The 20,091-nt window shown below is 41.3% G+C and carries 19 protein-coding genes and 1 pseudogene; 5 read left to right on the top strand and 15 right to left on the bottom strand.

Annotated elements, in window-relative coordinates; all coding sequences use genetic code 11:
* Window position 1: 1 nt before the first annotated feature.
* The 8 genes from AM629_RS13425 to AM629_RS13390 form a co-directional block, all read right to left on the bottom strand.
* Window positions 2-1,603: a phage baseplate assembly protein V gene (locus AM629_RS13425; RefSeq protein ID WP_054479753.1), complete on the bottom strand. Its 1,602-nt coding sequence runs from the start codon at window positions 1,601-1,603 to the stop codon at window positions 2-4.
* The gene (locus tag AM629_RS13420) at window positions 1,600-2,283 is read right to left on the bottom strand and encodes a CIS tube protein (RefSeq protein WP_054479751.1); all 684 of its coding nucleotides are present in this window, start codon (window positions 2,281-2,283) and stop codon (window positions 1,600-1,602) included. The genes AM629_RS13425 and AM629_RS13420 overlap by 4 nt, the downstream gene beginning before the upstream one ends.
* Window positions 2,270-2,449: a DUF5908 family protein gene (locus tag AM629_RS13415; RefSeq protein WP_054479748.1), complete on the bottom strand. Its 180-nt coding sequence runs from the start codon at window positions 2,447-2,449 to the stop codon at window positions 2,270-2,272. The genes AM629_RS13420 and AM629_RS13415 overlap by 14 nt, the downstream gene beginning before the upstream one ends.
* Complete coding sequence (locus tag AM629_RS13410; protein WP_054479746.1) at window positions 2,446-2,904, bottom strand: phage tail protein; 459 nt, start codon at window positions 2,902-2,904, stop codon at window positions 2,446-2,448. Before AM629_RS13410 ends, AM629_RS13415 begins: the two co-directional genes overlap by 4 nt.
* Before the next feature lie 13 nt (window positions 2,905-2,917).
* Window positions 2,918-4,117: a phage tail sheath family protein gene (locus AM629_RS13405; RefSeq protein WP_054479744.1), complete on the bottom strand. Its 1,200-nt coding sequence runs from the start codon at window positions 4,115-4,117 to the stop codon at window positions 2,918-2,920.
* A gap of 53 nt (window positions 4,118-4,170) precedes the next feature.
* A complete protein-coding gene (locus AM629_RS13400) occupies window positions 4,171-5,661 on the bottom strand; it encodes a phage tail sheath family protein (protein WP_054479742.1) in 1,491 nt (496 codons plus the stop codon).
* A gap of 30 nt (window positions 5,662-5,691) precedes the next feature.
* Window positions 5,692-6,789, bottom strand: a complete 1,098-nt coding sequence (locus AM629_RS13395) for a phage tail sheath family protein (RefSeq protein ID WP_054479740.1) — start codon at window positions 6,787-6,789, stop codon at window positions 5,692-5,694.
* Between the two features lie 63 nt (window positions 6,790-6,852).
* Entirely contained in the window at window positions 6,853-7,302 is a 450-nt protein-coding gene (locus tag AM629_RS13390; protein ID WP_015834130.1) for a phage tail protein, read from the bottom strand.
* 771 nt (window positions 7,303-8,073) lie between these two features.
* Between AM629_RS13390 and AM629_RS13385 the strand changes: the two genes are divergently transcribed.
* Window positions 8,074-8,484 (top strand): winged helix-turn-helix domain-containing protein, encoded by a 411-nt coding sequence (locus tag AM629_RS13385; RefSeq protein WP_235525477.1) that lies wholly within the window; start codon window positions 8,074-8,076, stop codon window positions 8,482-8,484.
* Between the two features lie 215 nt (window positions 8,485-8,699).
* Here AM629_RS13385 and catA read toward each other — a convergent pair whose 3' ends face one another.
* From catA to AM629_RS13375, 3 genes are all read right to left on the bottom strand, one after another.
* Window positions 8,700-9,338: a type A chloramphenicol O-acetyltransferase gene (gene catA, locus AM629_RS13380; protein WP_054479738.1), complete on the bottom strand. Its 639-nt coding sequence runs from the start codon at window positions 9,336-9,338 to the stop codon at window positions 8,700-8,702.
* Window positions 9,339-9,587: 249 nt separating this feature from the next.
* Window positions 9,588-9,698, bottom strand: a complete 111-nt coding sequence (locus AM629_RS25135; protein WP_338049390.1) for a lysis system i-spanin subunit Rz — start codon at window positions 9,696-9,698, stop codon at window positions 9,588-9,590.
* 194 nt (window positions 9,699-9,892) lie between these two features.
* Window positions 9,893-10,081, bottom strand: a complete 189-nt coding sequence (locus tag AM629_RS13375) for a hypothetical protein (protein WP_054479736.1) — start codon at window positions 10,079-10,081, stop codon at window positions 9,893-9,895.
* Between the two features lie 464 nt (window positions 10,082-10,545).
* Here AM629_RS13375 and AM629_RS23475 point away from each other — a divergent pair.
* Both AM629_RS23475 and AM629_RS22270 read left to right on the top strand, forming a co-directional pair.
* Window positions 10,546-10,719: pseudogene (locus AM629_RS23475) on the top strand (IS30 family transposase); the annotation flags it as partial.
* Between the two features lie 26 nt (window positions 10,720-10,745).
* Window positions 10,746-11,198 (top strand): BAR domain-containing protein, encoded by a 453-nt coding sequence (locus AM629_RS22270; RefSeq protein ID WP_072161889.1) that lies wholly within the window; start codon window positions 10,746-10,748, stop codon window positions 11,196-11,198.
* Between the two features lie 1,005 nt (window positions 11,199-12,203).
* Here AM629_RS22270 and AM629_RS13365 read toward each other — a convergent pair.
* On the bottom strand, window positions 12,204-13,067 hold the full coding sequence (locus AM629_RS13365; RefSeq protein ID WP_054479734.1) for a helix-turn-helix domain-containing protein: 864 nt from the start codon (window positions 13,065-13,067) through the stop codon (window positions 12,204-12,206).
* A 502-nt stretch (window positions 13,068-13,569) separates the two neighbouring features.
* Between AM629_RS13365 and xthA the strand changes: the two genes are divergently transcribed.
* Window positions 13,570-14,376, top strand: a complete 807-nt coding sequence (gene xthA / locus AM629_RS13360) for an exodeoxyribonuclease III (protein ID WP_054479732.1) — start codon at window positions 13,570-13,572, stop codon at window positions 14,374-14,376.
* A 58-nt stretch (window positions 14,377-14,434) separates the two neighbouring features.
* On the opposite strand, the gene AM629_RS13355 is transcribed toward xthA, so the two are convergent.
* Genes AM629_RS13355 through AM629_RS13345 form a run of 3 tightly spaced genes read right to left on the bottom strand, consistent with a single transcriptional unit; the run spans window position 14,435 to window position 17,976 of the window.
* Window positions 14,435-16,363 carry a DNA topoisomerase III gene (locus tag AM629_RS13355; protein ID WP_054479730.1) on the bottom strand — a complete coding sequence of 643 codons (1,929 nt, stop codon included), beginning with the start codon at window positions 16,361-16,363 and terminating at the stop codon, window positions 14,435-14,437.
* Window positions 16,364-16,368: 5 nt separating this feature from the next.
* Window positions 16,369-17,412 (bottom strand): selenide, water dikinase SelD, encoded by a 1,044-nt coding sequence (gene selD, locus AM629_RS13350; RefSeq protein WP_054479727.1) that lies wholly within the window; start codon window positions 17,410-17,412, stop codon window positions 16,369-16,371.
* Window positions 17,413-17,424: 12 nt separating this feature from the next.
* On the bottom strand, window positions 17,425-17,976 hold the full coding sequence (locus AM629_RS13345; RefSeq protein ID WP_054479725.1) for an NAD(P)H nitroreductase: 552 nt from the start codon (window positions 17,974-17,976) through the stop codon (window positions 17,425-17,427).
* 170 nt (window positions 17,977-18,146) lie between these two features.
* Here AM629_RS13345 and sppA point away from each other — a divergent pair, with 170 nt between their 5' ends.
* Window positions 18,147-20,003, top strand: a complete 1,857-nt coding sequence (gene sppA / locus AM629_RS13340; protein ID WP_054479722.1) for a signal peptide peptidase SppA — start codon at window positions 18,147-18,149, stop codon at window positions 20,001-20,003.
* Window positions 20,004-20,091 lie beyond the last annotated feature (88 nt).

Raw genomic sequence — 20,091 nt, 5'->3', positions numbered from 1 at the left:
ATTATTGGGTTAAATTAATTTTCGCCCCTTTAATCTCTACCCCAGACTTTCCAGCGGCTGACAGGGATTTTTCAGCCTGAATATGAATTTCCTGTGCATGCGCTATTATATTTTTAGCAGAACTCATCGTGATATCTTTATCCTGTTGCAGAGATAACGTATTTTTGCCACTATTAAAAGCGAGCGTTTTATCTTCATTATCGAATAGCAATGCCTGCTGGTTATCCCCCTGTTTAATCACTAACGTTTTCACCAAATTTTTTTCACTGGGTTTTAACGGCGATTTATTTTTAGGGTTGTGCATGGAGCCTAATATCACCGGGAAACGGGGATCGCATTCAAAGAAACCGATAATCACCTCATCCCCCGGCTCTGGATAGAAGCAGAATCCACTTTCATGACTGGCATAAGGTTTACCCAGCCGGGCAAAAAGTACACCGTTGGTCAAGTTAAAAGCGGGGATTTTAACCGGGATACGCTCCAGTGACTGGCTGTCTTGTTGGTATTTCTCCACGATACCGATATGTAACTCTTTAACTTGCGGTACAGCCTGTTCTGCGTCTGATTGCATGCCTAAAGTTAACCGGGTACGCCAACCTTGTCGCTGAGTGATTGTCTGACTGACACCGGTGATTATCGCCTGACCATCCATCCCCTGACCAAAGCCGTTTAATGCCAGAATATGACCCGGTTGATAGCGATCATTACCTTCAACTTCAAAACTGCCGGATATGTTATGACTTCTCCGGTTGTCCATGATGCCTTGAGCAACACGTTGAGTTTGTTCATTATCCAACGGATAGCTGAAAATCCATTGCCATTCCTGGTCAGTCAATGATTTCAGATTGTCTATAGCAAGTTGGTTTTGACCCAGTCCACTATTTTTTACTTGAATGGCCTTCGATAGTTTTTGTTGGCTAATATCCCAAGATTGCACACTGACCATTTTAGGACTACGCTGATTATCCCATTGCAGATTAGCTTCAAATAACACAACGTCCTGATGACTACCACGCTGACGAAGAGTATGCACGGTTGAATGATTAAGTGACTCCGGTGTGACCAACGTAATAGCATCGTGACCGGGTAACAACCAAGTATGAGTGGCATTAAGCCGACTTTTTAAGAATGCCCAGTCATTACAGCGAAACTGAACCATTTGCTCATGAACCGTTTTCAGCTGAGGGGCCTGTTTTATTGTCACAGATAGGCCCGCTTGACTGAATAGCTTCCTGATAATCGCCTCATCACTCTGTTTACTAAATAGCTGCGAGTGGAAACTGTGCGTTAATTTTTGCAGCGGATGTTTTGCCGTCAGCATAATCATGCTGTCCTGACCTTTAAGCCCCAGTGCCTGCCGAACGATGACACCTTTAAATAACACTTTTTTTTGGACCTGCACGATAAGCTCATGATTCGGGCGGCAATTTGTCAATTCAGCCTGAGCCTTTGCCTCGAATATATGACTCACATCACCAACGATACCCAAAGTCATGTTAGCCGAAGGAATACCATTAATATGGTGGTTGATTGTCAGACTGATAACCGTAAATTGGCTGAGCGTTTTGCCATCTATCTTAATGGCTATCTCGGGTATATTCATGCCTTCCTCCGTGCTTGCAGCGTTTGTCCTGGCGTGAAATCATCCAGATTATCCAAACCGTTTTGCCAAGCCAGAGAGAGATAATCGATACCGCCTGCCAGAGAAGCGCCGGCACCCAGTGCGATCAAAGGTAGAGAGAGCATATCGGTTACACTGACCGCAGTAACCGGTGGCGATTTTAATTGTTGCTCGGTAGCTTGAATAACAAAACTTTCATCTGCCACCACAGATAAGGTGGCAGTTGCCCGCAACGGCGTAGCATCCCGGTCAAATAAGGTGTAATGAATATTGAGGCCGTTGGCCCGACAAGCAAAATAACCTTTATTTTCCCAGCGCATTTTGCCCCATTTGATTTTAAGGTAATGGGGGGCTTTAGTGCCAGCATCAACGGCACAGAGGGTTTTCAGGATCGCCAGCTGGGTTTCGATCGGCGTATTGTTGCCGGGCATAGAGGCATCAAACAACAGATTTAATGACAAGCCAGCAGGCTGAGACGATACATATTGGTTGCTTTGGTAGGTACCGGTAACGCTTTCTTCCTTTTTATAACTGGCCTGATAATTGAACTGGATTGCATCCGGGTTATACATGACCTGTAAACTGCCCACCAAGATTTTACCTTCCCGATCTTTAAAAGCAGTCAGCGTGAGTTTGGACAGACTACGTTCAATTAAGCTCATAATGACCTCCTGCTTCACGTAATGCCTCTAGCACCTCTCGCTTCACCCTTTCAATCAAGCGGGCATTATCTAACTCTTCCTGAACTAATGTTCGTGGAGATGATGAATCACTCATGGAATCAGTGACTTTGGCCCGAATAATCAGTTCTTTAATTTCTACCGTCATACTGTCACTCCTAACCAGAGCATATCCTGATAACGTAATTCCAAAGAGTTCACCAAAACAGCATTGCTTTTGGCATCAAAGTCACCGGTAGACCAACGAACCGGTAAGGCGTTACTCACTGTCCAGCTTGCCACGGGTAAATAATTTTCATTCAGCAACATAATGACCACATCCGCATAAATCGCTTTTTCCCCACGCAGGACATGATCAAATACCAGAGTGAGCGGCGTCACCGTCATCACACCACGCTCCAACACCAAACTGCCATGTTGGATCTTATCGGCCAGCCAAACATTTCTAGCATTTTCTCCACCCTGGCTGTGTTGGGTGGTTTGCAGTTCACGGCTCAGACCCGAGATCCGCTGAAAGGCAATATCAAGTGGACTGGGAATATTGTTAAACAAAAAACTGGCGATAAAACGGTGTGATACTGACGGGGTGTAGAAGTTTTGCATATTTTGCCCCTGTTTAACTTAACCTGGTTGTACCGGTACGCGTATCAAACGTCAGACTCAGCTCAATAAATTCTGACGGAATTAACAGCGCTAGCCTGATTTTCATGATCATTTTCCCGGCCCGCATATCCGCTTCACTCATTGACTCATCAACACCGAGTAAGATGTCAAATGCCCGTTCTTCCTCAGTCCCCCGCAGTCCACCTTTTAACCACAGCTGATGTAGCCAGTTATAAGTTTGGCCTTTAAGTTTCATCCAAGTAATCGGGTTATTTGGCTCGAAAACGAAAGCATGGCCGAGTCGGGTCATATGAGCTTCAATATAGGAAACCAGACGGCGAATTTGAATATAGCGCCAGGGAGAGTCGGGTGTGTTGTCCAGAGTGCGACATCCCCAGATTTTTATCCCTTTGCCGGGAAAACTGCGAATCAGATTCAACGGGGTGTCATCATCCCGATTAAAGAAGGCATTAGCTTCAATAAAAGAGCGTATCGGACTCACCACTTTGGCTAAAGCCACATTAGCGGGAGCAGTCCATATGCCTTTCCGTTTATCGTTACTCTGAATGACAGCAGCAACCGCAGCCGTAGGCGAAAGCACGATAGTATTTTGCCTTTCGTCCTGGTAAGCACTGTTCAGTGCTGGCCAATATACCGCGCCCCATTGCCGATCACTTGAGGAAAACTGCTCTAAACATTTAGCCGCCAGTGCTAGGTCATCAGGGGCATCCAACAATCCTATAATGCCACGCCGGCTCTTACAAAGATCGAGCACTGACTGCCAAAACTGCAACCAAAGATCTATTTTTGCGCTGGGATCACCCATCCGATTAAAGCGGGCAATATCAGGAATGACAATCAGTGTGATAGCACTCTCTGCGGAAATGACCTGTTTAATCCAATCCTGTTGTAACGCAGTGATCAATGATTGAAAATCTTTTAATTGCGCATTAAGACCCAGTGGCAATACATAGGCTTGCTGTCCCCCATTTTCAAAGAAATGGCGCACGGAATAGTACGTTAATCCTGACTGAGCAAATGTCAGAGTAAAATCGGTCAGACTAGTGAGTTTAACGGCTTTATCGCGACTGCTTTCGTTTACAAGACGTTGGATATCACCGATAAAAACAGGTACCCCGATGAATTCATTATCCTGTTTCTGCGATATTAGGTTTTCCGTTACGGTTACGCCTGGCTGTTTTATCATCTCCATGATCATCTCCTTAGCAGTAAACAGACGCAGCGCTAAACCGCGTCTTAATGCAGTTACTGTGCTACGTTTTGCGAAAATTGCAGGATAATAAATTCAGCCGGACGGACCGCCGCCATCCCAACCTTGACGATCATTTTTCCGTCCCTAATATCTGTCTCGGACATGGTGATACCTTGACCAATTTGCACAAAATAGGCTTCCTGAGGGTGACTACCGACCAGCGCCCCTTGCTGCCAAAGTTGGTGGAGATAATTGTCAATGGCTGACCGTACTCGCTCCCAGGTGGGTTGGCTATTGGGTTCAAAGACAGCAACTTGCATTGCCTGTTTGATATCCCGTTCTGTACTATTAAATAAGCGACGTACCGGAATATAGCACCAGTCATCACTTTCTTTCAGGGTACGTGCGCCCCAAATCAGGGTGCCTTTACCAGTAAAGTGACGGATAGCATTAATGCCCGCTTTATTCATAGCACCTTGCTTATCATCGGTGATCACCTTGTTTGGTTTAGCATTATTCAATGCTACGTTGGCGGGCGCTTTCCAAACACCACGACTAGCATCGGTTGCCGCATAAGCACCCGCAACGGCGGCGCTGGGTGGCAAGGTAATTGGTGTTGTGGGTACGTTAGCTGCCTGCCATTTGTCATAAGCTAATTTTTTAGCTTTTTCATACTCTTCTTTATACTCTTTTGGTGAATCCGTATTCAGATCAGCTAGCATATTCACCTCTTTATTCCCCTGATAACCCCTTAACACAATATCAGCATCCGTTGGCGGGTTATAAGTAAAAGAGGTCTCTAAATCAGGGTAATAGACAGCGGTTTTATCCGGTTGGGTCGTTGGCTTATTTGTTCCATCTTTACTGTCAGCAATCAGAAAATAACCCACTTTTTTTTGCAACAAGGAATTTATCGCATCGTAAACAGCCTGTTTTGTATGGGGTTTTAACGTTTCATCCGTTTCAGCACAGAGCAGTAAAGTGATCTCCTGCTGTTTTTCAATCAGGTCTGGCAGCGTTGCTAATTCTGTTGTCGCAGTACCTGCATCAGTTGCTACCAATGGCAACAAATAACAGATACCACCGCCATTATTAAAATAATGCTGCACAGCAAAGGCACTTAAAGAAATTTCTGTGATAGTGGCAACATAGGTATAGGTGTATTTAACCTCCTTTTCCTCTCCTTCCTTTTTCTCTTTTTCTTTCTCTAGCGAATCACTACCTTCAGTAACAGCAAGTCTCTGAATGTCTTTTGGTTCCGTAGTTTTAGGCTTAGGTTCAAGTTCAGGTTCAGGCTTAGGCTTAAGTTCAACCTTGGTAGCCTCAGCCTTTACTGACACTACAGGCGAAAACGAAAACTGTGAGGTAAAATCCAACCAACTGGTGATTTTAATACAACTACCCGGTTTTATCGGGGTTCCATCTTTTCTAAAAAACTTACCAATAAAAACCGGAATCGCTGTTGGGCTGGTGCTAATTGATAACGAGAGTGAAGCATCCTCTTCAATATAGACACCGGGTGTAGTATATGCGACAGAAGGCATTATAACGTCCTCATTCAATTTAGATGATTTTTACCGAGCTTGCCCAATTGACTGGCTAAACTGCAAAATAATAAATTCAGCCGGACGAACCGCCGCCATACCCACTTTGACGATCATTTTGCCCTGTTTAATATCATCATCAGTCATCGTGGTGCCTTTACCAACTTGAACGAAATAAGCCTGATCAGCTTTATTTCCCACTAATCCGCCTTGTTGCCAAAGGGAATAGAGATAATTATCAATAGCCCGGCGCACAACCTCCCAGGTGGGTTGGCTGTTGGGTTCAAATACCGCGAAACTCATGGCGTTTTTGATATCCCTTTCTGCACTGTTAAACAGGCGACGAACCGAGATATAACGCCAGTTATCACTACCTTCAAGTGTTCTGGCTCCCCAGACAAGCGTGCTGCCCTTAGGAAAGGTACGGATCATATTCAACGCCTTATCTGACTTTTCTTTACCTTTGTTATATTCCCCTTGTAAATCATCAGTCACCGGGTATTTAGGTTGTAATCCGCCTTGAATAGGGACGTTAGCCGGTGCTTGCCAAACCCCCCGGCTGTTATCGACATTGGCATAAATACCGGCCATCACGGCACTGGGTGGAATATCAACGGGAGCTTTTTTATCTCCCCATTCAGCTGTTAGCCAGGGATAGTAAACTGCCCCGTAAGGGGTCGCAGGGTAAGATTGAAGTATTTTTTCGGGTTCTTTTATTTCACTATCACTCTTTGGGCCATCAAAAATGGCGAATAATCCTTTACCCGGTTTACAAAGTGTACTTACAGCCTCTTTGATATCTTCTCCGGCAGCAACCAACAAGGTTACATCATCAAGTTCTGGAACCTGGCTGGCTAAATCTTTGGTTTTAACCAGATAACCATATCCACCGCCATGAATAAAATAAGCACGTAGTGAAATATCAAGCATGTCAGTGGGATTAAATTGCCCTCCTTTTCGTGTCAGATAGTCCAACCAGCTACTAATGCGAATATGGGTCGCTGACATTAATAAATTGTTATTTGCAACAGCAAAAACAGGCACTGCCGTTGCACTTGTACGGACAGAAAGTGCCAATGAAGCATCTTCTTCAATATAGACACCCGGATAAGATGTATCAATTGTCATAATATTAGCCTTTAAAAAGCACTGTATTAACGTGCCAGATTATTCCTGACACCAAACAGTGTATTAATGGAATTCAACAGTAACCCGATCTGCTTTCAAGCTTATCTCTTGCACCGCAACTTCATTACTGGTTGCATCAAAACTGGGCGCAGTTAGCTTTTCTGGGAAAGCATTAGCGATATTCCAGGTAATCAGCAGATTTGAACCTGTTTCATCGGTCAGACTAATAGAAATATCTTTCTTCTCTATCTGATTAAGAGAAATAGAATTAATCCAATCGTACAACTTAGATTGCCCTTTAAAGATACCTCGCTTCAAGGTAATAGTCGGTCTTTGACGCTGTCCAGGCATTTGTAGCCAGTTACCTACTCCATCACGATATTCAATTGTGTCATAGCTGATATCTAATCCTGATACACTTTGAAAACACATTTGCTCATCACCAATGGTAACGACAAAACGATAGGTTGGGATTGGGTATTGAACAGCAATTTGATCGGCAGTTGTAGACATCGTTATTTCCTTCCTAAAAAAATTTATATTGAGCTAAAACACTCATCATTTCAGGTACGCTACCGCCCTTAGGTATCATGCCTAATTCCTCTGGTGTATTAGCCCGGCTTTTATATCCAAATCCTCTAGAAGAAATGAGGCGACCTAACTAACACCTGAACCCACTAAATTAGTACGTGATTAGTACGTGATAAACATCACACTAGAGCCATTCGCTGATCAATAATCACTCACCCATACCTAAATAAAAGTTAAAAATAAAAACTAATTATTTTTATCGCTGCTTTTGCTCAATGATTCAATACAATTACCCAACAATCACCCAATATCTCCCAGTTAGCTGGGGCATCACTCATAGTCATCTATTCTCTAATCCGCATAAAAATGATTTATAAAAATCCAATAATACCTAAAAATTTTTTATCTATATTATAAAACGCCCCTTTATTTCATAAATAAAAATAACCGCCATCAAAAATATAAATAAAATTGATAAATAAATAATTATCATTAATTTTATTTCTCAATAAAAATCAGAAAGATAATATGCATTACAAAACAAAATAAAAATTTTAAATTATTTATTTTCTTGCATTATTAATGCAGAAATTATATAAATTTTAACAGGCATAAGCCTATTTGAGTCTCCTGGCTATAGCGGATAGGTAAACACTAAACACATTAAACAGAGGCAGAGAATGCGTTATGCTGAAAATAACTAGAGATGTTTATTTGGACTGTGACTCCAACAAAATAATCCATGGTAAGAATATGTTTATCATTACGGAGAAAGAGAAACGCCTGCTACTCGCACTGTGGGAACATGCATCACAAGGGAACACCTTAAACCGGGAACAGCTAATCCCGCTGGTTTGGCCTGAACGCCAAAACGGAGTAGCAGAAACCAATCTATTGCAATTGATCTGTAAGTTACGCCGGACACTACGCTATTGTGAGCTAGGCGAAGCAATACACACAGTATACCGACAGGGCTATCGTTTTATTTTGCCATTTCAAGATAAAGAACCAGAAGATAGTCAGTCCAAGAATACCGAATCATTCATCCCCACAAATACAATTCCCAAGCCATCTTATTGGCGTTTCACCAAGCTTATTATCATGTTCATCACGGCAAGCATCTGGTTATCTACTATCTTATATACTGCTCCTTTTTTTAACTGAGAAATAATGATGACTTATATTTTAATAATTGAAGAAAATATTAATAAAATATGAATTTTTATTTTCAACCCTATTAAACATTCACAAATGGAGATAAATTAAATAAGAAACAACAGAATTAATTCAACTATCGCCTGCGGCTCATTCCATAAATTCATGAGCCGCTTTAATCATTAATTATGATTCATCATTATGAAAATTCAGGTTGACTTTAACTAAATAAAATCGTCACATAGCTCTTGTAATTTATTAATAGCACGCCCAACATGGAAACCATCACAAGTAGCATGATGCACTTGAATTGCCAAAGGCAACTGCGTTTGATTTCCATTCTTGTAAAATTTTCCCATCGTAAATATGGGTGGAAAATAATCTGTAAAATTCGCAACGTTCAAGTTAAACCCATCAAAACTTACCCACGGCACTGACGATATATGAAAGTGGTTTTCAGGTAGTTCTGGTTTAGAAAAAAAACAAAGATCATCTTTATAGGTTTCATAATCAGCAGAATAGTTTTTCATAAACTCTGGCAGATCACAATTGAACTCAGTCCAAATCGCTGAGAATGTTTCTGTTTCATTGTGAAAGATTGTATACGCAGGATTTACACTATCCCATACAACTAATTCTTCATCTTTTATAGCCACTCTGAACTCAGAGTAAGAGTTCACAACTTTTGATATTAAATAAATCATGGTCGGGTAGAATTTATATTGTTTTTCTACCAACGAAGATAACAAATGGGTAATATCAATTTTTGTTGTCAGACTAAATCCACATTGCACGACATTACGGAAATGCAAGAAATGCGCTTTCCTATTCCAGAGATCTATATCAACCTTTGAGTAACTCATATTTTTCCCTTCTAATGTAAAATTTAACAAATTGATTAAATTAGAAGGGCTGCTCTTTCTGTTTGTATTGGGATCATAATCACTCCGGTATGAAATTGGATTAAATACCCAGTTTCTGATGAAGAAAAATTATATATTAGCTAAAAATAAATAACCACCAATACAGAGTTATCTTTATAAATCAGATAGTAAGAGACTCCACACCATGAAAACTTACACAACACATTGTAAAATTGGTATTAATGTTCACTAGCGCTGAGTTTTGATGTCACCCCGCAAATATTGAGTTTGCTGCTCGTTCTCAGCAATCATTCTTCGTAGATCAAAATAATCTTGTTCAGTTGCCTGAAAAACGTCAATTTCAGATTTAGTATTAGCAAGTTACTCTATATGTTTATCATCCAAATCAGACAAGCGTTTTATCCGCTCCTGCTGACTGACAATTTTATCCTGTTGCTCCAACAGCCGACAATGAAAAAGCCCCGCAACCAAGCGAGGCCATAATTGAATTCATATTTTTAGGGTTTTAACGACTGGTTTGCGTTTCATACACCTCAACGCACATGTTGCAAACAATCTTCATCTGGCTCATACCCCATAACTATCTGGGGAGCATTACGCTCTAAGCGTTCAGCCTGCTTCCAATTAATACCAAATTGTTCCATTGGAGTTCTACCATCTGCGAAAAGTCCAGAAATGATCTCTTCAGCCATTTCCTCTATTCGCTGCATTGAGTATGACATGATATCCCCTCGGATACGGCTCTTTCTTAAGAAAAGAAACGCCCTTAATATGTCAGTATTTGAAATTTACTCTACTTGACAAAAAACCACCCTATCTTTGAGTGGTGTCACATGTTCTTACGTCTGTTCAATATGCAATATAACCTAAGCTATTTCAACTTATTTTGTTCATTAATTCATGTATTAGAAGACAAGTTATCCACAATGAATACATTAATAATGGGATAAATATGTTAGTCATCACTTTTATCAGCTACAAGATTTTCAAACCGATGGGGAATTCCGACGTTTTGACTATCGCAAGAGAAAAGTTTTGGAAAAGCCAATAGATTATGTATTTGTATTACTGGGATTTTCTTTATCGATTCTATCAATGATAATATTCACTCGTTGTTGGTATACTCTAAGAAATATCTTCCCCCATCTCAGGCAATAACCTTTTAAAACCTGCTGCAATCGGGGAATTTTCCCACCCTTACGTGTCTTGGGAAAGAGAGATCAATAAGAATATCAATGGGTTAATTAGACAATACTTTCCAAATGGAACCGATTTTAATGAAGTCTCTGCTAAGAAAATAAATTTTGTGGTAAACCGATTACATCATCATTCCCGAAAAACATGGGGTGGTAAAACATAAAATGAATTATTTAAGGGAATACGAACATGCTTACTTCCAGATTAACGATGTTGCATTTATTATGTGAATCAACCAACGCTCAAAGAGAAGTTGTAATTATCAACCTAATATCATCGATTAATGAATGGAATAATCCAGCTTCCACATTAGCAGAAAAACCGCAAAACTTTCTTTATACTTTATCTGATAACCTCCATCAGTTACGCCCTCTGCAAGAACGACAGGATATTGATGGTATGCAAATTATTTATAACTGGAAGCAATTGGAAAGTGCATCAAGGAAATATGATTTCTCCGCGATCGAAAAAGATCTGATGCCACTTAGCAAGATCAAAAAGAAGCGGGTTGTCCAAATCCAAGAGCGCTTTCTTGAGAAAAAGGAAGGCAAAGCACAAGGCTATGGATTGCTATTCAGTGGAATTCATAGAGTTGCGCAAACGCTACCAGAATTTGCTTTCTGCGCTAGCAAAAGAGTTTGATGGTCGTCTTACCGGTATTAACTTGCCAGAAACCGACATTAATATTGACATGAAGTGACAAAACCGGATTTTGCTGCCGAACTTGGCAATGTTAAATTTACCCGTCAAGTATTCAAAAAACCCTATGCGGTGCAATATGTTAATTTCTGACCATACGAATGGAATAACGCTCATCAGTATATACCCGTCGTCTTTCAAGTTGCCTCTTTGTTAGCTGCTCTCACTCACCCCGGTCACATAGTTCTCTATGACATAGTTATCTATGCTCCCGGGGATTCGCTCCCTTGCCGTCGTGCCGCATCTTGAAATCCATTAGGTATATATCTTGCCTGTTTTATTTCGTGTTGAAAAATAAGATAGGTCTTGGTGGTCCAGATATCGTGCCATATAAACCCACTCAGATGAAAAACGCCTATCCATTTTTCAATCGTTACAAAGGTAAACTGGATTTGGTCGCGATAGCAGTCTAGGAGACTGCCCTGATCTGTACCAACCCGAAAATCATTTATCCAAGAGAAATTCACTGATTTTGCCGAAAACTATCTGGAGGCTAACATCATTTTTTAGCGCGCCACTGCGCCGTGGCTAAAACAATAAACCAAAATCCATGCTAGTTGATATAGTATGTGTGATGCCAAGATGAACTGTGACTGACAGTTAAACAAGAAAAGGCCATAAACAATGGCCTTGAATAATTTGATACCGGGAAAATACCGGCCCGGAAATAATATGTCATTAACCATAAGAAATGAATGGTATTTATTCAAAGTTCTTTTACATATCGAACAAGGTTTGGTTGAGCCGAATAAAACAACAAGGCAGTAATTGGCCCAACGGCAAGGAACAAGTCACCTTTCCCCTCCACCATAAAACATTATCTTAGATATTCAAACAAAACCAAAATAAATATAGATTTCTTATTTAACTACAGTGAAAACTTTCTATAACTATCTTATAGAATAACAACGCGGAGCTTACAATAAGCTACTCCGCGTAAAATAAACTCTAGCTCATATCATTAACTGAATCGATAAAACGATTGAGTACACTTGAATGCGACTTAGATTTATAAATATAACATTGGTTTGCTACGCCAGGTTTTACAATAGGAACAAAACTCAAAGCATCTCCTCCTTCCAATTCGTCAGGATGAGAGTCTGTAATAAAAATATAGTCTCTTGAATAAATAAAATTCAGACAGCATCCCATATTATCCATTTGGCGCATATTCACTTTACTACCACTTTGAATAACTTCTTCTTCCAAGTTTTTAATGAAACTGCTTTTATAAAGTACAGGGTCGCATAACCAAGTATTATTTTTTAGCAATTGCATTACATCTCCACCAGCAATATCCAATAATTCTTTTCGGCAGCAAATCCCCAATTCAGGCCCCTTTATTTTACGAATAAGACTGAAACGGTCGCTTAGTATCTTTTCTGAGCTTAGAATCAGCGTGTTGCCGTCATAATCCACTATTTCTTCAATGTTATCATAACTAAACCGGAATATATTTACCTGGGAGCTATTTCTATCAGCTGCCTTATATAAATAAATTAGATGCTTGTTTTTCCCCCAATCGTAATAAATATTAACTATGTTACATATACTACCACTGATATGTTTTTTAGTTATTTCTTTTTCTTGTAAATAAAGATCTTTAAGATCGTTATATAATTCTAAACCATCTTTAGTCAGACTCATCCCAAATTTCTCCCTTTTGAAAAGGCGCTTCCCTAATGTTGCCTCGAAGTCTTTGATTGATTTAGCTACTGGAGGAGTTGTTCGGTTCATCACTCTTGCCGCTTTACTTAAAGAACCATTTTCCACCACTGCCATGAATGCTTCTAATTTACGAGAAAAAAACATAATTCACCGTTCCTATATAACCTGTGGCTAAAATAATTTCTTTGAAATAGCCTTCACCAAATGACAGTTAAATCAAGTTTGATACGCGAAGGCATAAATTTTGTACAAAAAAAACAAATACTTCTCAAACATATACCACATAAAAAAAGCTTATGTTCAATACATAGGTGGCTCAATAAACGCTATTATTCATGTTTATCATGGTTCAAAAATTAATCTCAACCAATCAACCATTAGAAAATATAAACATTACTAACGAGCTCAATTTTCTATCAAAGATTAGGATAGGGTTCTACATTTTTCAGTAATCAATTTTTGTAACACTAGAGATAAAAACGGTCTATCGGAGGTGGTTTCTCACTATAAATTATTATATTTTTCACAATGAATTATAATATTGAAAGGTCCGTTACTATTTCGCTCTGACCATTGTCAATAGTTACTTTTTAAAATCCATCTGTTATTATTGTTCTTGTGTCTTTTTACTGGATGGCTGTAAAAGATGAAATTTATCTCTTTTAATATTAATGGATTACGTGCCCGCCCCCATCAGTTAGCTGCGATCGTAGAGCAGCATCAACCCGATGTTATTGGTTTACAGGAAACAAAAGTTCATGATGAGTTGTTTCCTTTAGAAGAAGTCAGCAAGCTTGGCTATCATGTATTTTATTATGGTCAGAAAGCCCATTACGGCGTTGCGCTGCTAACGCGTCAGGCTCCTGTTGCTGTACGCCGTGGGTTTCCAGGAGATGATGAAGATTCCCAACGCCGTATTATCATGGCAGACATAAAAACCCCTCACGGGCTATTAACAGTCATTAATGGCTATTTTCCACAAGGGGAAAGCCGTGACCATCCAGTGAAATTTCCCGCAAAAGAGAAGTTTTATCAGGATCTGCAAAGCTATTTGGAGCAAAATTTATCTCCCCAATCACAAGTGCTTGTCATGGGTGATATGAATATCAGCCCAACAGATCTGGATATCGGGATTGGTGATAACAATCAAAAACGGTGGTTAAAAACAGGTAAATGTTCTTTTCTGCCAGAGGAACGAGATTGGATGGATCGTCTGAAAAATTGGGGATTGGTTGATACATTCAGGAACCTGAATCCAGAATGTAACGACCAATTTTCCTGGTTTGATTATCGTTCAAAAGGGTTTGATGATAATCGCGGGTTGCGTATTGATTTGCTGCTCGCAAGTAAACCATTAGCGGAGCGCTGTATCGCTACAGGTATTGATTACAAAATCCGTGAAATGGAAAAACCTTCAGATCATGCACCTGTTTGGGCAGAATTTGAAATTTGATATTCTAATTAACCCTGAATATCAATGACTTTTTGCAGAATAATGCAACAATTGCGCCTTAAGGCGCAGTTGCTTTAGTTTTCTTCCCAGATTTTACTTTTTTCCCGTTTTTACCTTTAACCGGGACGGGAGGTAAATCACGGAAAGCTTGCAAGTTGCGGTTCTGCTTAGCCTGCCAGATTAACTGCTGCAATGTCTCCTCAAGCGGCCCCATGAAATCCTGATAGCGGAACTGTTTTTCACTGATTTGCGTTAACCGTGATTCCCAGTGTGCTGTCATATCCGGTAAAGCTGCTATATCCGGCAATACATGAATCAACGCCCTGCCCGCTGGCGTTGCATGAATATGACGTCCTTTTTTATAAAGAAATTCTCGTTTAAACAACAATTCGATAATGCCAGCCCGCGTTGCTTCAGTCCCTAATCCATCTGTGGCCCGCAGAACTTTTTTTAATTCCTTATCCTGTACAAAACGGGCGATTCCCGTCATAGCAGAAAGGAGGGTCGCATCAGAAAATGGCTTTGGTGGTTGAGTCTGACGGTCTATCACCTCTCCTCTTTCACACAATAACTCATCACCTTTCGCAACCACGGGTAATGGCGTTCCATCATTTTCTTCATCACGCTCTTTATTACCAAGCAACGTTCTCCAACCTGCCTCAGCAAGAAAACGAGCTTTCGCAATAAATTTTCCACCAGCAATTTCCAATTCAATAACACATTTTCGAAATATCGCATCAGGGAAAAATTGCATCAAATATTGTCTGGCAATCAAACCATAAATATTAGTTTCGTTGTCTGTCAAATTGGTATGGCTATTTCGGGCGGTTGGAATAATTGCATGATGAGCATCAACCTTCTTATCATCCCAACAGCGATTCTTTCTATCTACTTCCAATAAATCTTGGGGTAATAGATTTGTTGTATGAACAGATATCGCATTAAGCACTGCATGACGCCCGGCAAAATGCTCTTCAGGTAAATAACGGCAATCAGAACGGGGATAAGTAATCAATTTATGCGTTTCATATAACCGCTGACAAATATCCAGCACTTGTTGCGCATTCAAGCCAAAACGTTTAGCGGCTTCAATCTGCAATGAGGATAACGAAAACGGCAAGGGAGCAACTTCAGATTCCCGTTTATCTTGATACGATATTACATAGGCTGGCTGACCGGTTATTCTGGCAACAACATGTTCAGCCAGAGGCCGGTGTATCAATCGACCTTCTTCATCCTGAAAATCGATACAAGATTCACTCGGCTGCCAAATTGCGATAAAACGTTCATCTTTCGGCGTAACAATATGAGCTTTTACTTCAAAGAAGTCTTTTGGTACGAAATGCTCAATTTCTTCATCCCGACGAACGACTAATCCCAAAATAGGTGTCTGAACCCGTCCAACAGATAATACACCCTGATACCCCGCATTGCGTCCAAGCAAAGTGTAAGCCCGGGTCATGTTGATACCATACAACCAATCAGCCCTGGCTCTGGCGAGAGCTGAAACGCATAGCGGAATAAAATCCCGGTTATCTCTCAAACGGTCAACCGCTTTAGCAACTGCTTGTGGATTTAGATCATTTACCAGACAACGGCGAACATTTTTTCGTTTTTCACTATCCAAATTCAAAAAATCCAACACTTCATCTACCAGCAGTTGCCCTTCGCGATCCGGGTCCCCCGCATGTATCACTTCATCTGCTTTTTTTAGCAATTCCTGAATGATATTAAGTTGTTTCGCAACAGAGGGACGAGGTTTTAACTGCCATTTTTCAGGAACGATAGGAAGGTCGACCAATGACCAGCGAGCAAAACGACTGTCATAGGCATCAGGTTCCGCCTGTTCCAGCAAATGTCCAATACACCAGGTAACAAGCTGGTTATCTCCACAAGCAATAAAGCCATCACCACGGCGATGCGGTTTAGGTAGAACATCCGCAATCGCTCTGGCTAAGCTTGGTTTTTCTGCAATAAAAAGCCGCATGGATATTATTCATTCACCTCAATTAGCACTCTGCCTAACCGTTGCTCAGACAATTCACCAATTGCTGTCAGTTCAATGCCATGACATCGTGCAATAGCTTTCACTTCATCCACAGCCTCTGGCAGAACGGCCAACAGCAAGCCACCGGATGTCTGCGGATCACATAACAGTTTGCGCTGAAGTTCTGTCATTTCGCCAATAAGATGACCATAACTGTCAAAGTTACGCCCGGTTCCCCCCGGAACACAACCTTTTTCAATATATGATTCTACTTCCGGCAATTTGGGAATTTTTGAAAAATAGAGCGTTGCCTGAACACCTGAACCTTCACAAACTTCACTCAAATGCCCTAAAAGACCAAACCCAGTCACATCAGTCATTGCCGTAACACCAGCAACTTCGGCAAAATCAATCCCCATTTTATTCAATCGGCACATTGTTTCTGTCGCTATCCCCTGATGCTCAGGCAACAACAAGCTTTTTTTCTCAGCCGTGGTTAATACGCCAATGCCAAGCGGCTTTGTCAGAAATAGCTGACTACCTGCTTTCGCTGCACTGTTTTGTTTCACCCGGGCAATGTTAACGATACCGGTTACAGCCAAACCGAAAATAGGCTCAGGTGCATCAATAGAATGCCCTCCCGCCAGTACAATCCCCGCCTCTTTACAGACAGCCCGGCCACCTTCAATCACCTTACGAGCAATCTCTGGTGCCAGTTTCTCAATCGGCCATCCCAAAATAGCTATCGCCATAATGGGCTTACCGCCCATTGCATAAATATCGCTGATAGCGTTTGTTGCAGCAATACGCCCGAAATCAAACGGATCATCGACAATCGGCATAAAAAAATCTGTCGTGCTGATGATACCCGTGCCATTCCCTATATCATAAACCGCCGCGTCATCTCGTGTTTCATTACCAACCAGCAAATGAGGGTCAAGAAACTTTTCCTGTTCACTGTGCAGAATGGTTTCCAGAACCTTTGGTGAAATTTTACAGCCGCACCCAGCGCCGTGGCTGTATTGGGTAAGGCGAACTTCTGTTGACATAGCAGACTCCGGTTAGAAGTAGCTGACAAAATTAGTCATATCTGGCATGGCAACCTTGCCTGGTGCTTTCAAAGCAGGTGTTCCCAAGTAGAGAAAACCCACTATTTTATCATGTTCATTACAACTCAGACCGGCACGCACTGTATTATCATCAGTCCATGCGCCGGAACGCCAAATACCACCAAACCCTTGTGCTACCGCAGCCATTTGCATCGCATGTACAGCACAACCAGCAGCAACGACTTGTTCCCATTCCGGTATTTTGGAATTCTCTGTCACTCTTGCAATAACAGAGATGATTAATGGCGCACGATAAGGCGCATTTTTCGCTTTTTCTTCTGCCTCAACACCCAAATTACTGTTAACGGCAGCCTGATGGAGTAATTGACTGAATCGCTCAATACCTTCATTCTGCATGACAATAAAGCGCCACGGGCGTAATGCACCATGATCAGGCGCCCTCATACCTGCAGCCAGAATATTCTGTAATGCTTCACCTTGAGGCGCAGGTGTCGTTAAACGTGATGCTGAACGTCGATTCAATAAGAGTTGCAATGCGTCCATATTTTTCTCCTAGATTAAGATGTTTTATTATAAGCTAATATTTTCTGTTTGTTTGTTAATGAATAAAAGCCCAAAAGCGTTTTTTTCGGGCAATATGCCATTATTTGAAGCTGACATTGACATGTCTGGTCATTAGGATAGCCTCATTTGATCCTATCTTTGGAGATGATATGCGTATTTTATGGAAGTTGATCGCAAGATTATTTAAATGGAGTTGGCAACTACTGAATTTTGTTAGGGAAGTCGTTTCGAACCTGATTTTTATCATACTCATTCTGGCTGTTGTTGGCGGATTTCTGATTTATCAACAACCAAACAAAACGGTAGATAGTTATCAGGGAGCCTTGTATGTCAATCTCACTGGCGTTGTTGTAGATCAAGTTTCCAATCGTAACCCGTTGAATCAGTTGGGACGAGAACTGTTTGGTGCCTCCAGCAATAAATTACAGGAAAACTCCCTGTTTGATATTGTTGATAATATTCGCCAGGCAAAAACTGACGACAAAATCACAGGTCTGGTACTGAAACTTGATGATTTCATGGGCGCTGACCAATCATCTATGCAGTATATCGGTAAGGCAATTAATGAGTTTAAAACTTCCGGCAAACCCGTTTACTCTATCAGTGACAGTTACAATCAGTCACAATACTATCTCGCTACCTATGCCGATAAAATTTATCTGTCACCACAAGGGACCGTTGGTCTTTACGGCTATTCAACCAATAATCTCTATTACAAATCCTTGCTGGATTCACTGAAAGTTACTACCCATATCTTCCGTGTCGGGACGTATAAATCAGCTGTTGAACCCGTTATGCGTGATGATATGTCTCCAGCCGCCCGCGAAGCTGACAGCCGTTGGGTCAACGGTCTTTGGCATAACTACCTCAATACTATCGCCACTAACCGTAAGCTTTCTGTTCATCAAGTATTTCCAGGTGCTGATGAGATGATTGCTAATCTGCGTGCGGCTGGGGGTGATAACGCCCAATATGCACTTAAACACAAGCTGGTCGATTATGTTGTTCCACGTAATATTATTGAAAGCGAAATGACCAAAGCCTTTGGTTGGGATGAGAAAAATCAGCATTTCAATGCCATCAGTATTTATGATTATGCACCACAGAATAGATCATCATCCAAGGGCAATATCGCCGTTATCGTAGCACAAGGTGCGATCATTGATGGACAGCAAGCTCCGGGGATGGTTGGCGGTGATACAACCGCTGCTCAGATCCGCCAGGCTCGTCTGGACGATAATATCAAAGCAGTTGTTCTGCGAGTAAACAGCCCTGGTGGCAGCGTCAGCGCTTCTGATGTTATCCGTACCGAACTGGCTGCCCTACGTGCAGCAAATAAACCCGTTGTCGTTTCTATGGGTGGGCTGGCTGCATCCGGCGGTTACTGGATCTCCACACCGGCCAATTACATTATCGCAAACCAAAGTACGCTGACCGGTTCTATCGGTATCTTCGGTGTTATCACAACTTATGAAAACAGTTTGGATCATATTGGTATCCACACTGATGGGATCGCTACAACGCCATTAGCTGATATATCCTTCACTAAAGGGCTGAGTAAAGAGTTCTCAGAACTCATGCAGCTTAATATTGAGAATGGCTACAAGAACTTCATTGGCTTGGTTGCGGATGCTCGCAATAAGACACCAGAAGAAGTTGATAAGATTGCTCAGGGGCATGTGTGGATTGGTAATGACGCGAAAGCCAATGGATTGGTCGACCAATTAGGTGATTTCGATGATGCCGTTGCAAAAGCCGCTGAATTGGCAAAATTGGATAAGCCAGAACTTGACTGGATGCAACCCGAAATGTCATTTAGCGAATTGCTGATAAGCCAATTAACGACAACCGCTCAAGCCATAATGCCGGAAGCTATTCAGGCATGGCTGCCTGCTCCACTGGTTCAAGTGGCCCAGCAAGCGAAACAACAGGTAGAGTTCTATCGCCATTTGAATGATCCACAAAATCGCTATGCATTTTGTTTAAATTGCGAGGATATTCGCTAAAATGCCGTAACCATGCCATTAGCAAGAATATGTCATGATAATTCATGACATAGCTCTGGCAATATTTGAATGCATTAAATCATTAGCC

Source organism: Photorhabdus heterorhabditis (genome assembly GCF_001280945.1).
GTDB lineage: Bacteria > Pseudomonadota > Gammaproteobacteria > Enterobacterales > Enterobacteriaceae > Photorhabdus > Photorhabdus heterorhabditis.
This window is presented reverse-complemented; position numbering and strand designations above follow the sequence as displayed.

What these genes read in the sequence shown, in the direction of transcription:
- AM629_RS13385 (WP_235525477.1), top strand. Translation starts at nt 8,074, where the DNA reads ATGTTTATCATTACGGAGAAAGAGAAACGCCTGCTACTCGCACTGTGG.
- selD (WP_054479727.1), bottom strand. Translation starts at nt 17,412, where the DNA reads ATGTCAACAGAAGTTCGCCTTACCCAATACAGCCACGGCGCTGGGTGC.
- AM629_RS13395 (WP_054479740.1), bottom strand. Translation starts at nt 6,789, where the DNA reads ATGACAATTGATACATCTTATCCGGGTGTCTATATTGAAGAAGATGCT.
- AM629_RS13425 (WP_054479753.1), bottom strand. Translation starts at nt 1,603, where the DNA reads ATGAATATACCCGAGATAGCCATTAAGATAGATGGCAAAACGCTCAGC.
- AM629_RS13400 (WP_054479742.1), bottom strand. Translation starts at nt 5,661, where the DNA reads ATGCCTTCTGTCGCATATACTACACCCGGTGTCTATATTGAAGAGGAT.
- catA (WP_054479738.1), bottom strand. Translation starts at nt 9,338, where the DNA reads ATGAGTTACTCAAAGGTTGATATAGATCTCTGGAATAGGAAAGCGCAT.
- AM629_RS13390 (WP_015834130.1), bottom strand. Translation starts at nt 7,302, where the DNA reads ATGTCTACAACTGCCGATCAAATTGCTGTTCAATACCCAATCCCAACC.
- AM629_RS13345 (WP_054479725.1), bottom strand. Translation starts at nt 17,976, where the DNA reads ATGGACGCATTGCAACTCTTATTGAATCGACGTTCAGCATCACGTTTA.
- sppA (WP_054479722.1), top strand. Translation starts at nt 18,147, where the DNA reads ATGCGTATTTTATGGAAGTTGATCGCAAGATTATTTAAATGGAGTTGG.
- AM629_RS22270 (WP_072161889.1), top strand. Translation starts at nt 10,746, where the DNA reads ATGCTTACTTCCAGATTAACGATGTTGCATTTATTATGTGAATCAACC.
- AM629_RS13365 (WP_054479734.1), bottom strand. Translation starts at nt 13,067, where the DNA reads ATGTTTTTTTCTCGTAAATTAGAAGCATTCATGGCAGTGGTGGAAAAT.
- AM629_RS13355 (WP_054479730.1), bottom strand. Translation starts at nt 16,363, where the DNA reads ATGCGGCTTTTTATTGCAGAAAAACCAAGCTTAGCCAGAGCGATTGCG.
- AM629_RS13420 (WP_054479751.1), bottom strand. Translation starts at nt 2,283, where the DNA reads ATGAGCTTAATTGAACGTAGTCTGTCCAAACTCACGCTGACTGCTTTT.
- AM629_RS13410 (WP_054479746.1), bottom strand. Translation starts at nt 2,904, where the DNA reads ATGCAAAACTTCTACACCCCGTCAGTATCACACCGTTTTATCGCCAGT.
- AM629_RS13405 (WP_054479744.1), bottom strand. Translation starts at nt 4,117, where the DNA reads ATGGAGATGATAAAACAGCCAGGCGTAACCGTAACGGAAAACCTAATA.
- AM629_RS13375 (WP_054479736.1), bottom strand. Translation starts at nt 10,081, where the DNA reads ATGTCATACTCAATGCAGCGAATAGAGGAAATGGCTGAAGAGATCATT.
- AM629_RS13415 (WP_054479748.1), bottom strand. Translation starts at nt 2,449, where the DNA reads ATGACGGTAGAAATTAAAGAACTGATTATTCGGGCCAAAGTCACTGAT.
- xthA (WP_054479732.1), top strand. Translation starts at nt 13,570, where the DNA reads ATGAAATTTATCTCTTTTAATATTAATGGATTACGTGCCCGCCCCCAT.